The sequence below is a fragment of the Paenibacillus sp. JT22N7 genome (assembly GCF_059383875.1).
In genome coordinates this window covers 158,205-172,824 of record NZ_JBXENY010000004.1, presented here as the reverse complement: position 1 = coordinate 172,824, position 14,620 = coordinate 158,205, and the positions used below count along the sequence as shown (strand labels likewise).

The window sequence follows — 14,620 nt, the reverse complement described above, 5'->3', positions numbered from 1 at the left end:
ATGGCATTTTTGACAGAGCTGCCGCTTTTGTCTTTAATGTGGCTGGCCCCTGCTGCCGGCATGCTGCTTATCCTGCTCACGCCATCCGGTCAAGGAAGAGCGATGCAGACGCTTGCCGTGCTTGCGGCACTGCTTCCGCTGCTTTTCGCCGCTTTTTTATATGCGACATTTAATCAACAGCAAGGGGGCGGCGCTTATACGGAGCAGTATCCGTGGATTGAGGTCCCGCTCCCTTTTGCTTCAACTGTGGGACAAGTATATAGCGAAGCAAAATTATCCTTTTCCTACACGGTTGCGGTAGACGGGCTCTCGCTGCCGTTGCTGCTTGCCGCCGCGCTGGTGACGGGGCTCGCTGCTGTAACTGCTGTTCAGCTTAGGAAGCGGCGCAAAGCGTTTTATTTTTGGCTGCTGTGGCTGGAAGCTTCACTGCTGGGGCTTTTTATCGCCAGGGATGTTTTGCTGTTTATCGTATTTTTACAGGCCGCGCTGGTCGCGCTTTATTTTCTGCTGGGCATATGGGGCAATCCGGACGGTGAGCGGACGGCGAATCGGCTATTGGCTGGGGCAGGGCTAGGTTCTATGCTGTTGCTTGTCGTATTTCTCATTTTGACCTGTACGGCGGGCCTTCGTGTTGAAAAGGCTGGCGAGCAGCTCCAGGCGGTATACAGCGGAGGATACGGCGGAATCGCCCGTGGACTGCTTGCAGGAGAGATGGCAATGAGCCAAGAGGTGCCGGATGTGAGAGCGGCTGCCGCAGCGCCATTGTCCGAAGGTGTGAAGATGGCGCTGTTTATTTTGCAGCTCATCGGCTTCGGGTTGTTTATGCCGCTTCTGCCATTTCATACATGGCTAATGAAAGCGCAGGCCAGCGCACCAATACCGGTCGCGATGATTATTTCGGGTCTGCTGCCGGCTGCCGGGGCGTATGGACTGCTGCGCTATGGTGTATTTTTGTTTCCAGAGCAAGCGGAGAAAATGGCCCCGGCTCTCGCTGTAATCGGCATTATTCAGCTTCTGTACGGGGCTTTGCTGGCTCTGCGCCAGACGGATATGAGGCAGCTGCTTGCTTATGCCACGCTTAGCCAGATGGGATTCATTTTGCTTGGCATTGCCGCCTTTAATGAGACGGGGCTGCAAGGGACGATCTTTCAGCTTATGGCGGGCAGCTTATGCTTTGCCCTGTTATGGCTCGTTGTCGGCAGCTTGCAGGAGAGGGCAAAAACAACGGCAATTTCCGAGCTTGGCGGCTTGGCCCGCTCGCTTCCGTTTATTTGCGGCATACTCATGGCCGCGGGTCTGTCGCTTATCGGCATTCCCGGCTTGGCTGGCTTTCCCGGGGTTTTACTGTCGCTGCTCGGCTTATTCGATTCGATGCCATGGCTCACTGCTGCCGCAATACCGGGAATCGTGCTCACTGCCGCTTATATGCTGAGAGGCCTGCTGAAGATAAGTTTCGGACCGATGGATGAGCGGCATTCGGCTTTCAAGGATGCCCGCCTTATTGAGGCGGCACCGATGATTATATTGCTTGCTTTTATCGTGCTGCTCGGCTGCTTCCCGTCATTTTTGACCGATACGGTGCAGCAAAGCATTACGGGGCTTTATAGTCAATTGCTGGCAGGCAGGATGGAGGGATAAGCTCATGACAAATAGTGAAGCGCTGGGATCGCAGTTTTGGTTGGGTACGGTGCAGCTTATTCCTGAGCTGCTCCTCCTTTTGCTGCTGATTACACTTGCTGTAGGCCTCCGGTTTCGCTTGTGGTACAAAGCGGGATCGGCATCAGGCTGGTTGACACTGCCTTGGCTGGTCGTCGTGTTTGCAGCAGCCTTATGGCGGATAGTAGCGAACGGCACAGAAGCGGCGATAGCGATTGCCGAGGGCGGACAGTCTGGCGGAGTCGCCGGAATCACCTATCTTGGCTTAAATGCGGAAAGCTTCATGTTTTTGCTGGTTATTGCGGGCGCAATCGTAGTGGTGCTGCTCAGTCTGGGAGAAGAGCAGGAGCAGCGTATTAACAATTATTTATATATTCCTGCTGCTCTGCTTGGCATACGTTTGCTGCTTTCGCCTGCCAATCTCATTACGCTCTATATTGGACTTGAGCTATTTAGTTTGGCGGCGTTGAGCCTGATTTTGGCTACGTTGAACAAGCGGCTTGAGCACTTGTCTCGGCCTGAGCGCCCGGCAGTGCGCTTCTCGGCCCGTTCTGGCGTTGGAACTGCCCTGCTGCTGTTCGGCATGTCTTATCTTTATGGCTTGACTGGCGAGATGGACTTAGCTGCGATTCGGGCATCCATTTCTGATATGCAGTCTTATGCTTCGCTTGTATACTTGGCCATTTTGCTAATGGCATGCGGTTTGGGTGTGAAAGTGGCGGCCCTGCCATTTAGTATTTGGATGTCTAACGAGAATGGAAAAAACACGGGCTTTCCTTATACAGCTGGCGCGATGTTTCTGGCGGTAGCAGGCCAAGGTGCAGCCGCAGCTGCATTATTTCATCTGCTCCATGAAACGGAGATTGTCCAGCTATTGGGTTTAAACAGCGCCTATATCGGCTTGCAGGCGATTGCGGCCTGCCAAATTGCTTGGGGCACAGTCGCGATGCTGAGGCAAAAGCAGGCTGCTAACCTATTAGGCTGGGCGAGCGTCATCAGCAGCGGCTATTTGCTTGTTCCGGTCGCCCTTAGTCTTGCGCCCGCTCATAGCAGCTTATTCGCGCCGCTCGGCTATCAATTTGCTGTGTATATGCTGGCGATGTTTGGAGCTGCAGTTATTTTGGCAGCTGTTCGGGAAGCGACAGGGCATGGAAAGCTCAGCGGTCTGGCTGGTTTATACCATCGGTCGCCTTGGCTTGCGGCAGCGATGGCTGTTTTCGTGCTGTCGCTTGCAGGCTTGCCGCTTACGGGTGGCTTTTTTGCCAAAGTGTATATATGGCTGGGCAGCGCTGCGGCAGAGGCCTATTGGCTGCTGGGCGTCATGGCCGCATGCAGCCTCGTTGCCGCGTATGCTTATTTCGGCTTCATCCGGCAAATGTTCATGAGAACGGGCAGCGACGAGCGTCCGCTTTCGCTTCCGCTTGCCGCATCTGCGGGCATTGCCATCTGCGCCGTCGCTCTTGTCTTGCTGGGCTTGTTCCCAGGCTTGCTGATGAAGTAAACAGCCCCTGATTGGAAGGAATCCAATAGGGTAAGAAAACAATATGGAATCAGAAAGCTGGGCCTTTGGTCGCTATCTTAAGCCGGAACAAGGACAAGCCTGCTCCAAGCGCGAAAGTTAATGGGAGAGATAGCAGATACAACAGTATGCGAATGAGAGAGTTAGCAGATACAATGGCAAGCGACAGGTTAAGGTACAAGGGAATATGAAGCCAAGTGATGATGTAGGTAGGGATAAGTAAACGGAATTAAGTACGAATGTAAGTGCGGAAGTTAAGTGCGGATGTAAATGCGAGAATTACACGAATGGTAATTACGAATGCCAAGTGCAGATGATAAGGTACGAATGATAAGTACGAATGCTAAGTGCAGATGATAAGGTACAAATGTTAAGTACGAATGCCAAGTGCAGATGATAAGGTACAAATGTTAAGTACGAATGTAAAGCAAGAATAAAAAGCGCTAGAAAAATACGAATGCAAAGGCAGAATAAATAACATGAAGTTTAATCATGGTAGGTTCCGCAGTTTGCGCCGCCAGCTTGCTGCGCTGCTGGCGGTTATGTTGCTTTGCGGCGTTGTATCCGCCGCAGAGCCTTGGGCGGCGGAGCGTATTGACGCCGCCTCAAGTGCAAAAGAGGAGCCGCCGCAAAGCTGGCTCCTCAAATGGAGCGACCCCGCGCAAGCAGCTGAGCTGCGCGGGACGCTCGTGATCCGCCGCCAGGCTGAGGCGGCGGTCGATGTCGTACGTCCGGCCGAAGCATCGGCGGACGTCGAAGCATGGCTGCGCCGGCTGCGAAGCACGCCGGGCGTCGAATACGTGTACCCGAATGGACGGGTACACGCCTTAGAGCTGTCCGCCGCACAGCAGGCGGACGACAGCCCTCCAGCCGAGGCTGCCTACGGCGAGGCCTCAGCCCTCACAGCCGCCGCCGCGAAGGCAGCGGCGGCCAGCGATCCCGAGCTTGCGAAGCAAAGCTATCTCAAGCAGATCGGCGCGCTAGCCGCTTGGAAAACCGTGCGCGAGCAAACCGCGCTGACGATCGCGATTGTCGATACGGGCATCGATCTCGACCATCCCGATCTCAAAAAAAATCTAGTCCCCGGCATCAACTTAATCGACACGGATACGCCGCCTGAGGACAATAACGGCCACGGGACAAGCGTGGCCGGAGTAATTGCCGCTTCCGGCAACAATGGCATTGGCGTATCCGGCATTTTGTGGAAGGCGAAGCTGATGCCGATTAAAGCGCTTGATCATAATGGCGATGGGACAGAGCAGGATTTGGGCGAAGCGATTTTGTACGCGGTGCGCAAGCAGGCCAAGATCGTCGTGCTCTCTGTGGGATTATATCGTTATTCTCCTTATATGCAGGACATTGTAAATTATGCAGAGAGCAAAGGGGTGCTGCTGGTAGCAGCAGCGGGCAATGATGGACAGACGCTCGGAAGTATGGCAGCTGTAAAATACCCCGCCGCCTATTCGACGGTGCTGGCAGTTGGCGGCGTAAAAGCGGACAGTTCGCCAGATTTGCGTTCGAATCCCGGTACGGAGCTGGATTTGTCAGCAGCTTGGAACGTTTATACGACAGCGCTAGGCGGTAGCTACAAGAAGGAAGAGGGCACGTCGATGGCCGCACCTCAGGTAGCAGCAGCGGCGGCACTCATCTGGGCCCGTTATCCGAAGCTCAAAACGTATCAAGTAAGGGAGCTGCTGCGCCAAACGACGCGCAACATTGGCGAGTCGGGCTTCGATAATCGCACAGGCTATGGGCTGCTGCAAATCGATAAAGCGCTGAGCACACCTCTTATAGCAGATGGTTTTGAGCCGAATGATACGAGGGGCACAGCTGCCTTTCTCCCCTTGAATAAGCAAATATCTGCCGTACTCAATACGGGCAAGGATATCGACTGGTATACCGTGGAGGCGCCATATGACGGCAAGCTCACGATGAAGTACCAATCACTGACTGAATCAGGGGCTGCAATTCCCCCTATTCGGCTGCTGCATTATGTGAACGGTGTCCAGAAAAATACTTATACGACGAAGCTTGCCAGCGGCAATGCCGAGTTCACGGTAAAGAAAGGGACGCAAAAAATAGGCGTCCAGTTCATGAACAGCGATAACGGGACCCGTCAGCCCTATTTGCTGGACTCCTCTTTTATTATGAAACCTGATGCTTATGAATCGAATAACCAGACATACGAAGCGTTCGCTTTGTCGCCGCGCAGCCAGACGGTAGTGGGCAATTTCCATCAGAAGGCGGATCGCGACTGGTATGCGATTACCTTCAAGCAAAGCGGCACGCTGCGGCTTGCCTTGGAGGGGAATACGGCGCGAATCGACCCGGGCCTTGCCGTTCAGCGGGCCGGACAGTCGCTTCGAACCTATGATGAGGAGTCGGAGGGCCAGGCAGAAATATCGCCAACATTGACAGTAACACCCGGGAAATATTATATTCGTGTGCATAATGCTATTTCGTCTGAGGCCAGCCCCGTCATTGGGCAATATACGCTGAAAATCAATTATGTGCCGAAATACGATGATCCCAATGAGCCGAATAATCAATATTACGAAGGCTTGAGCATACGCAGCGGCACAGAATATGTAGGGGTCATTGACAGCAGCACCGATGTCGATTGGTTCCAGCTGCGCCTCACCCGAGCGAGCCAAATTGATTTGCAAGTGTTTAATGTTCCTTCAGGAAAGGTAATGCAAGTCATAGCATACGATAAAAAGCAGCAGCAGCTTTTTTCACAGAAAACAGGCAGCACAGGCAAGCTGGATGTGAAAAACAAGCGGCTTCCTGCGGGTGTTTATTATTTTAAACTGACAGCCAATGAGCCCTTCGACAAGCAATATTACCGTTTCAAGGTAACGGTCAAAACGGCCTTTGCCAGCGCTCCTGGGATTGCAGAGCAACAGCTTCCGGCCAGCGAAGCGGGAGGCAATGAAGCACGCCGCATGTTTAAAGTGGAGGACCCTGCCGTGGAAAGCAGTGGAGAGCCATTTGCAAAAGAGCGGCTGCTCGTGCAATAGCTGAGTAAATGAGCAATCAAGCGGCATACCGGAACTTAAGGCGAAAAAAAGGAGGCAGCTGGAGCACAGATGGGTTTGACTCAGGATATGTTGAACAACATGCAGACAGCCACAGGAGTAACGGGACTGTTCTCCATCGTTGTAACGCTCGTAAGCATTGTACTTATATGGTTTATTATGCAGGAGATAAAATGGGAAGCGTTTTTTGCGTTTCCCCGCAGCCCCAAGGCTCGCATGTTTCAGGCGGTTATTGCGATCATATTGGGGCACGCTTTTGCCAGCTTCATTTTGGATTACTGGTCTTGGACGACAATGTTGAAGAGTTTTGTCGAATAACGAGAGCGGAATATGTTAACAATGGGTAGTACATGACGGACTTAAAATCCCGCCTGTTTCCGAACGCTATACAAGTGCGGGAATTTTGTTCCAGTATCAGGCAGGGCAACACCTAAAAGCATCGTTCAGCATAGGATGTTAGGGTCAGGATCGGGCTGCTTTAAATGCTGCGGTTACATGGAAATTTAAAGCTTGTCGATTAGTGTAGATAAGTGTTAATATGGAGTTTGGATTAAGACGGGAATTTTTCACTTTTAAACAATAATTTTAAAGCGAGAGACAGAAATTCAGTTCGCGGAGGGAACCATAAGATGACCAAAATTATCGTCCGCGGAGGCAAGCGTTTATCGGGAACGGTACGTGTCAGCGGTGCAAAAAATGCAGTACTCCCCATTCTAGCAGCCTCTTTACTTGCGACGGAAGGAGACAGCGTCATCTGTGACGTTCCCCTCCTCGACGATGTCATGACTATACAGAAGGTATTGGCATCATTAGGCGCAACGATATCGTATCAAGATACAACAATGAGAATTTCGGCGGGAACGATTGCTTCTTACGAGGCGCCTTATGAGCTGATTCGCAAAATGCGTGCTTCCTTCCTTGTTATGGGACCACTGCTTGCACGGATTGGCAAGGTGCGTATTTCGCTTCCGGGCGGCTGCGCGATTGGAACACGTCCGATTGATCAGCATTTGAAAGGCTTCGAAGCGATGGGAGCGGAAATTACGCTCGGACACGGCTTCATTGAAGCAAGCACAAGCACGCGTCTCAAGGGCGCAAAAATATATCTCGATGTAGCAAGCGTAGGCGCTACTGAGAACATTATGATGGCTGCTGCACTCGCAGAAGGCACAACACTGCTTGAAAATGCTGCAAAGGAACCGGAAATCGTCGACCTCGCTAATTATTTGAATGCGATGGGCGCGAAGGTTCGCGGCGCAGGCACAGGCCTCATTCGCATCGAAGGCGTTGAAAGCTTGCACGGTGTGACGCATCATGTTATTCCTGACCGTGTAGAAGCGGGCACTTATATGATTGCTGCAGCGATTACAGGCGGCGACGTGTTTGTAGAAGGAGCAATTGGCGATCATTTGACACCGGTCATTTCCAAGCTGCAAGAGATGGGCGTGGAGGTGCTGGAGTCGGATAACGGCATTCGGGTTAAAGCGGACCATCCGCTGAAATCGGTAGACGTGAAGACGTTGCCGCACCCGGGCTTCCCGACGGATATGCAATCGCAAATGATGGCGCTGCTGCTCGTATCCGAGGGTACGTCGGTCGTAACCGAAACGGTATTTGAGAATCGCTTCATGCATGTGGAAGAATTCCAGAAGATGAATGCACATATTAAGATCGAAGGCCGTTCCGCTATCGTTAGCGGAAATATGCCGCTAACTGGCGCGAAAGTATGTGCGACGGACCTGCGTGCAGGAGCAGCCTTGATCTGTGCAGCATTGCGTGCTGATGGCGAGACGGAAGTAACGGGTATCCACCACGTAGATCGCGGTTATGTAGATATTACAGGCAAACTGGCTTCGCTTGGAGCGCTTATTCACCGCGTTGAAGCGGAGGAGGAAGAGAAGCAGGCGGCTGTTGTGGAAAATGTACTTCAAGCTAAAGTGGTCGCTGCTGTAGAACAAGCGAAGGAAACGGCCGCTGTTATCGCAGCAGTTGAGCTGGATTCGGCTTCAAGCTTCAAGCGTGAGAAGGAAGCAACGGTTTTGAAGGTTCAGCCTACTTGGGCGTAACCATTTTAATAAGCATAAGAGCAGAGCTGTTTGCAGACGCGCCGGATGGGGCGATGTGAACGGCTCTTTTTTTGAAATTAAAGCCTTATAAGCTGCTCTTTTGTACCCGCGTTTCTATTTTCTCCGTTATACGAGCGTTGCCATCCATAACGGGCAGCGCCGTTTGCATTTTAAATATAAAGATTGTTTTCGTGTGGTATGATGAAAGCATAATTTGTAAGCGTATAACTTTCTGGATAATGAGAAGGAGATTTTATGGCTACTATTCATGATGTCGCGAAGAAGGCGAAAGTATCGGTTACGACGGTCTCCCGCGTATTAAACAACAGGGGGTATATTAGCGAGACGACTCGCAATAAGGTGTTCCAGACGATGAAGGAGCTGAATTATCAGCCGAACGAGCTGGCGCGTTCTTTGCTGCGCAAGCAGTCCAATGTGATCGGGCTCATTATTCCAAATGTGGCGCATCCTTTCTTCGCTGAGCTGGCCAGCTATGTTGAACGTTATGCCTACGAGAACGGCTATAAAATTATGCTCTGCAACTCGCATCTTGATCCTGTGAAGGAGAAGGAATACATCGATATGCTCAAGCGCAACCGGGTAGACGGCATTATTATGGGCAGCCATACGCTTGAGGTTAAGGAGTACAAGGAGCTGCATTCCCCGATTGTGACGATAGACCGGCAGATTAGCGAGGAAATCCCGTTTATTTCATCGGACAATTACGAGGGTGGCAGGCTCGCGGCACAGCTGCTTGTAGACAAAGGGTGCAGAAAAATTGCGCATATTTGCGGGAATTTAGAGCTTCAGCTGCTGGCGAACCAGCGAACGGCTGCCTTTCGTGACGTGATGGCGGAAAATGAGATTGAGCCAATTATCATCCAGACGGATATGAACGTATTCGACGAGCAGCAGTACGAGCAGATTATGAGCCGTCTGTTCGCGGAGCATCCTGATATCGATGGTTTGTTTGCGACAAGCGATATTATCGCTTCCTTCGCGGTGAAGGAATGCCGCAAGGCGGACAAGTCTATTCCGGAGCAGATCAAAATAGTAGGCTATGATGATGTGAGCGCGGCCAATTGGATAACGCCGGCGCTAACGACGATTCGCCAGCCGATTGCCGAAATCGGGCGGATCGCGGTTGATTCAATCATCCGGCAAATGAACGATGAGCCGCTGGAGCACCGGTATGTTTTGGATGTCGAGCTGGTGGAGCGCCTGACGACTTAGGAACAGCTGAAATCCCTTATACAGCAAGGGATTTTTATTTTTATTATTGAATGTCAATCGTTTGACATGTCAAACGATTGACATATTTTTTGACACCGACTATAATACGTTATGAAAGCGGTTTATAAATCGGTTCCAGCATAGAATATTTATCATTTAGAATCGGGGGACGAACGAATGAAATCTTGGAAAAGCTTGCAGGCTCTGCTCGTATCTTTAGTGATGGTTATGGTCGTAACAGCGTGCGGAGGAAATGCCGGCTCAACACCTGCAGATTCATCCACAGCTGAAGGCAGCGCAAATAGTGGAAGTGCTTCAGGAGAGGTGAAAATTACGCTGCTGAATTCCAAAGGGGAAATTCAAACGCAGCTTGAAGATGCAGCGAAAGCGTTTAAAGAGGATTATCCGAATATTACGCTGGAAATCATTCCGGTTCCGGCAGGACAGTCGCCATTCGAGAAAGCATCCGCGCTGTATGCGGCGAACAGCCCGTCGACGATTACGATGCTGGATACAGGGGATGTCGAGAAGTTCAAAGATCGCCTCCTCGATCTGAGCGGGGAAAAATGGATGTCCGACAAGGTCGACGGCAGCACGGATCTGACAACCTTCGATGGCAAAAACTATGCGTTCCCGCTTTCAATTGAAGGCTACGGTTTTATTTACAACAAAGCGGTCGTAGACAAAGCGGTTGGTGGCAGCTTCGATCCGGCAACCATTACGACGACACAGGCACTGGAAGATTTGTTTAAAAAGATCGAAGCCTCCGGTACTGGCGCGCTCATCGTCTCGCCAATGGATTGGTCGCTTGCAGCCCACTACCTTCCGCTCGCTTATGCTGGACAATCAGCAGATAAAGCGGTGGTAAACCAGTTTATTACTGATCTGAAGGCTGGCAGCGTAGATCTTTCGTCCAACAGCGTATTTAACGGCCTCATGGATACGTTCGACATCATGAAGGAGCATAACATCGATAAAGCTTCGCCGCTCGCAGGCACCTATGAGAAGGGTCCTGAGGTGCTGGGCAAAGGCGAGGTTGGCATCTGGTTCCAGGGCAACTGGGCTTGGCCGCAAATCAGCAGCTTTGATACGGCGAGCGGCGCATATGGCTTCCTGCCAGTGCCGATCAGCAATAACCCGGATGATTTCGGCAATACGCAAATTTCCGCAGCTGTCTCGAAACGCCTTGTTCTAGACAAAGAGAAAAGCACGCCAGAGCAGCAGTCGGCAGCAAAAACGTTCCTGGAGTGGATGGTCTACAAAGAGAAAGGCCAAGACTTCCTGATCAATAAAGCGAACATCGTGCCTGCGTTCAAAAACATTACACTGGAGCCGCAAGACCCGCTCGCTAAGTCGATTGGGGCCTATATCACTGGAGGTAAAATCGAGGAATCGATGAGTGCGCTCCCGGCAGATCACTGGAGCAAGGTAGGCGCTTCGATGCAAAAATATTTGGCTGGAGCAGCTGACCGCGCCACGCTTGCCAAGGAAATTCAGGAATACTGGACAACTGTAAAGTAGCGTGAACTAGACGACAAACAACAGCTTAGAAGAGGATGCGATGGACAGGCCTGCATGACTTGTCCATCGCTTCGCTTCCATGAAACGTTAGTGAGGGATTACGATGATATCGGAAAAAGGACTTTGGAGCCGTCTTCGGCTGCGGCTATTGTTCACCGGGCCTACTCTGTTTGCTTTTGCCACCGTCATGATAGTACCGTTTTTGTACGGGATTTATTTAACCTTTACGAATTGGGATGGCATTTCCACGACGAGTACGATGGTCGGTTTCGAAAACTATGCCTACGTATGGAAAGACGCGGTATTTTGGAAGTCATTTTATTTGACGCTTAAATATGTGTTTATAAGTGTGGCGCTCGTCAATGTGGTGGCCTTTTTGCTAGCCTATTTTTTATCAAGCGGCTTGAAGGGCCAGAGCTTTTTTCGGGCCGGATTTTTCATTCCAAATTTGGTCGGCGGCATTGTGCTTGGATTTGTATGGCAATTTATTTTCTCGAACGTACTCGTATCGATTGGACAAAAAGCAGGCATCTCCGTATTCGGCACGTCCTGGCTCGCTGATCCGGATAAAGCATTTTTGGCGCTTATAATTGTAACGGTGTGGCAATATGCTGGTTATATGATGGTTATTTATGTGGCGGGTCTCATGAATGTGCCGAAGGATATTATGGAGGCGGCCAGCATTGATGGGGCAACGGCATTCCGCAAGCTGCGGACGATGATTTTGCCGCTGATGGTGCCATCTTTTATCGTATGTGTATTTTTATCGCTGCAGCGCACGTTTATGGTTTACGATTTGAACCTGACGCTGACGAAGGGCGGACCGTTCAAAAGCACGGAAATGGTCTCGATGCATGTGTATGAGAAAGCGTTCCTCTCAAGAGATTATGGGGTAGGGCAGGCGGAAGCGCTTGTACTGTTCCTGCTCGTAGCGGGCATTACGCTATTGCAAGTGTATTTCAGCAAGAAGCTGGAGGTGGAGGCCTGATGAAGCGCTGGAAAGCCTCTATGGAATGGAGCAAGTTTATTGTTTTGCTGGTTGGCCTTGTGGCCTTCGTCTTTCCATTTATTTTGCTAATCGTCAATTCCTTTAAGGAAAATAAAGCGATCACCGCTTCGCCGCTTTCTCTGCCTGACAGCTTCAATCTGGCGAATTACGAGTCGGCGTTTACGAAAATGAATTATGTATCCGCGTTTACGAACACGGTTATCATTACGGTGCTGAGCGTATTGCTTATCTCGGTGCTTGCGGCCATGACAGCCCATTTCTTTGTGCGAAACCAAAGCAAATTTAATCAATATACGTTTTTCCTGATGGTAGCAGCGATGATTATCCCGTTCCAGGCGATTATGATTCCGCTTGTGAAGGTGTATGGCAATCTGCATTTGCTGGATAACAAGTGGACGCTGATTTATATGTATCTCGGCTTTGGAAGCCCGCTTGCGGTGTTCATTTATCATGGTTTTGTGAAAAGCATTCCGGCGGAGCTGGAGGAGGCCGCAATGATTGATGGCTGCACGCGGACACAGACGTTTTTCCGCATTGTGTTCCCTGTACTCGCACCAACGTCGGTGACAATTGCGATTTTGAATGTATTATGGATCTGGAACGACTTCCTGCTTCCATCGCTTGTGCTGACCTCTTCGGAGCAGCGTACGCTGCCGCTCTCGACCTTTTATTTCTATGGCACTTATACCGTCGATTACGGGCCGCTGATGGCAGGACTGCTGCTAACTATTTTACCGATACTCGTCGTCTATTTGTTCGCACAGAAATTTATTATTCAAGGCGTCATGCAAGGCTCCATTAAATAAACGCGTAAGAATAGGATGATTGATCATGTTGTATACGCTCGACAATGCCGAGCAGTTTGTGGCGGAAAGAAAGCATCTGCTGCGGCCGCAGTACCGTCTTGGCTATCATTTGATGGCGGAGTTTGGCTGGATGAACGATCCGAACGGCTTTATTTTTCACAATGGGCATTATCATTTATTTTATCAATATTATCCGTACCAGCCGGTATGGGGACCGATGCATTGGGGCCATGCGATCAGCCGCGATTTGGTTTCATGGGAGTATGCGCCGGTTGCGCTCGCGCCAGATCAGCCGTATGACAGTGGGGGCTGCTTCTCTGGAAGCGCGATTGTCCATGAAGGCAAGCTTCATCTTATGTATACGGGGCATGTCGTGACAGGCCCGAATGGGGATACGGACTATTATCAGACGCAAAATATAGCGGTATCAGATGATGGCCGGGCATTCGCTAAGCTGGCGAGCAATCCGGTGCTGGGGCTGGAGCAAATTCCGGCTGGAGCGAGCCGCAAAGATTTTCGCGATCCGAAGGTGTTTGAGCGTGACGGCTCCTATTATACAGTCATCGGCTCGAATGATGGTGCAGGGCATGGCTTGATTTTGCTCTATCGTTCACAGAATCTCGTGAATTGGACCTTTGTTGGCGAGATGGCGCGCAGCGATGGACAGATGGGCGACAATTGGGAATGCCCGGATTTGTTCCCGCTAGGGGACTATGATGTACTGATGATGTCGCCGCAGCGGATGCCAGCACAAGGCGACAACTATCGTAATTTGCATTCCACCACTTATATGGTAGGAAAATTAAATACGGAGACAGGGTTATTCTCGTATGACGGCTATGAGCCGATTGATTACGGCTTTGATTTTTATGCGCCGCAGACAGCGCTGGACTCGCAAGGACGGCGCATTGTCATCGGCTGGATGGAAACGTGGGAGCAGGAAATTCCGACCCAGCTCGGACATTATTGGGCCGGGGCGATGACGCTGCCGCGTGAAGCTGTGCTGCGCAGCAGCGATAGAAAGCTGCTGTTTCAGCCGCTGGAAGAGCTGAAGGCGTACCGCCGTGACGGTTTTGAGCTGAGGGAGTTGGAGCTTGCGGGGGAGCAGCTGCTCGCTGTCCGGGGAGATTGCTATGAGCTTGAAGTGGTGCTCCGTATCGGCAGCGCCCGTGAGCTTGGCTTGAAGCTGCGGACGAATGGGGCGGGAGAAGAGACTGTACTTGCTTATCATGCGGAAGAAGGGCTGTTCCGCTTCAATCGGGATTGTTCCGGTATCGGGCAAGGCGGCGAAAGAAGGACGGCCATTGCACTTGCGGAAGGCGGCGAGCTTTCGCTGCGCATTTTCGTCGATCAGTCGTCGGTGGAGGTGTTTCTCCAAGGCGGGGAAAAAGTGATGACCGGACGTATTTACCCGGGCGAAGCCTCGACAGGCATTGCCGCCTTCGCCTCGGGCGGAACGGGTACACTCGTTTCATTTAAAAAATGGGATATTGAACGCCAGCTTTAATGCGGCTTCAATGCCGCTTCCTTATAAGCGAGGGTAACATCGCGGCTAGTTTAGAGCGGCGCTGGAAACGTGAGCGTGACTGGCGCATGCCAGGTTTGAGAACAGGACAGAGGTTGTGTCCTGTTCTCTTTTTTATTTTCAGCAGCAGAAACGATGAATGTTCTTGCAGCGCGGTACTAGCTAGGGCTGATCCTCGGTCAGGCTTGTTCATTCTCCGTTCATTTTTTCATGCTATATTCGTCACGAATATGTCAGTCGGAGGGTG

The 14,620-nt window shown here is 51.3% G+C and carries 10 protein-coding genes; all 10 read left to right on the top strand.

All coding sequences use genetic code 11. The features are described from left to right. Window positions 1–1,638, top strand: coding sequence for a complex I subunit 4 family protein (locus tag AC50Y5_RS12295; protein ID WP_494860955.1), 1,638 nt, complete (start codon window positions 1–3; stop codon window positions 1,636–1,638). 4 nt (window positions 1,639–1,642) lie between these two features. After that, window positions 1,643–3,157 carry an NADH-quinone oxidoreductase subunit N gene (locus tag AC50Y5_RS12290; RefSeq protein WP_494860953.1) on the top strand — a complete coding sequence of 505 codons (1,515 nt, stop codon included), beginning with the start codon at window positions 1,643–1,645 and terminating at the stop codon, window positions 3,155–3,157. A 497-nt stretch (window positions 3,158–3,654) separates the two neighbouring features. After that, entirely contained in the window at window positions 3,655–6,195 is a 2,541-nt protein-coding gene (locus tag AC50Y5_RS12285; protein WP_494860951.1) for a S8 family peptidase, read from the top strand. A 69-nt stretch (window positions 6,196–6,264) separates the two neighbouring features. Then, window positions 6,265–6,531, top strand: a complete 267-nt coding sequence (locus tag AC50Y5_RS12280) for a DUF1146 domain-containing protein (protein WP_056036807.1) — start codon at window positions 6,265–6,267, stop codon at window positions 6,529–6,531. A gap of 311 nt (window positions 6,532–6,842) precedes the next feature. Then, window positions 6,843–8,279: a UDP-N-acetylglucosamine 1-carboxyvinyltransferase gene (murA, locus tag AC50Y5_RS12275; RefSeq protein ID WP_056036811.1), complete on the top strand. Its 1,437-nt coding sequence runs from the start codon at window positions 6,843–6,845 to the stop codon at window positions 8,277–8,279. 255 nt (window positions 8,280–8,534) lie between these two features. After that, window positions 8,535–9,512: a LacI family DNA-binding transcriptional regulator gene (locus AC50Y5_RS12270; protein WP_056036814.1), complete on the top strand. Its 978-nt coding sequence runs from the start codon at window positions 8,535–8,537 to the stop codon at window positions 9,510–9,512. A gap of 177 nt (window positions 9,513–9,689) precedes the next feature. Beyond that, entirely contained in the window at window positions 9,690–11,033 is a 1,344-nt protein-coding gene (locus AC50Y5_RS12265) for an ABC transporter substrate-binding protein (protein WP_056036816.1), read from the top strand. Between the two features lie 103 nt (window positions 11,034–11,136). Further along, entirely contained in the window at window positions 11,137–12,021 is an 885-nt protein-coding gene (locus tag AC50Y5_RS12260; protein WP_056036819.1) for a carbohydrate ABC transporter permease, read from the top strand. Then, a complete protein-coding gene (locus tag AC50Y5_RS12255) occupies window positions 12,021–12,848 on the top strand; it encodes a carbohydrate ABC transporter permease (protein ID WP_056036821.1) in 828 nt (275 codons plus the stop codon). The genes AC50Y5_RS12260 and AC50Y5_RS12255 overlap by 1 nt, the downstream gene beginning before the upstream one ends. A 25-nt stretch (window positions 12,849–12,873) precedes the next feature. Further along, the gene (locus AC50Y5_RS12250) at window positions 12,874–14,355 is read left to right on the top strand and encodes a glycoside hydrolase family 32 protein (RefSeq protein ID WP_081418856.1); all 1,482 of its coding nucleotides are present in this window, start codon (window positions 12,874–12,876) and stop codon (window positions 14,353–14,355) included. Window positions 14,356–14,620: the final 265 nt, after the last annotated feature.

What these genes read in the sequence shown, in the direction of transcription:
- AC50Y5_RS12255 (WP_056036821.1), top strand. Translation starts at nt 12,021, where the DNA reads ATGAAGCGCTGGAAAGCCTCTATGGAATGGAGCAAGTTTATTGTTTTG.
- AC50Y5_RS12280 (WP_056036807.1), top strand. Translation starts at nt 6,265, where the DNA reads ATGGGTTTGACTCAGGATATGTTGAACAACATGCAGACAGCCACAGGA.
- AC50Y5_RS12250 (WP_081418856.1), top strand. Translation starts at nt 12,874, where the DNA reads ATGTTGTATACGCTCGACAATGCCGAGCAGTTTGTGGCGGAAAGAAAG.
- AC50Y5_RS12290 (WP_494860953.1), top strand. Translation starts at nt 1,643, where the DNA reads ATGACAAATAGTGAAGCGCTGGGATCGCAGTTTTGGTTGGGTACGGTG.
- AC50Y5_RS12270 (WP_056036814.1), top strand. Translation starts at nt 8,535, where the DNA reads ATGGCTACTATTCATGATGTCGCGAAGAAGGCGAAAGTATCGGTTACG.
- murA (WP_056036811.1), top strand. Translation starts at nt 6,843, where the DNA reads ATGACCAAAATTATCGTCCGCGGAGGCAAGCGTTTATCGGGAACGGTA.
- AC50Y5_RS12260 (WP_056036819.1), top strand. Translation starts at nt 11,137, where the DNA reads ATGATATCGGAAAAAGGACTTTGGAGCCGTCTTCGGCTGCGGCTATTG.
- AC50Y5_RS12285 (WP_494860951.1), top strand. Translation starts at nt 3,655, where the DNA reads ATGAAGTTTAATCATGGTAGGTTCCGCAGTTTGCGCCGCCAGCTTGCT.
- AC50Y5_RS12265 (WP_056036816.1), top strand. Translation starts at nt 9,690, where the DNA reads ATGAAATCTTGGAAAAGCTTGCAGGCTCTGCTCGTATCTTTAGTGATG.
- AC50Y5_RS12295 (WP_494860955.1), top strand. Translation starts at nt 1, where the DNA reads ATGGCATTTTTGACAGAGCTGCCGCTTTTGTCTTTAATGTGGCTGGCC.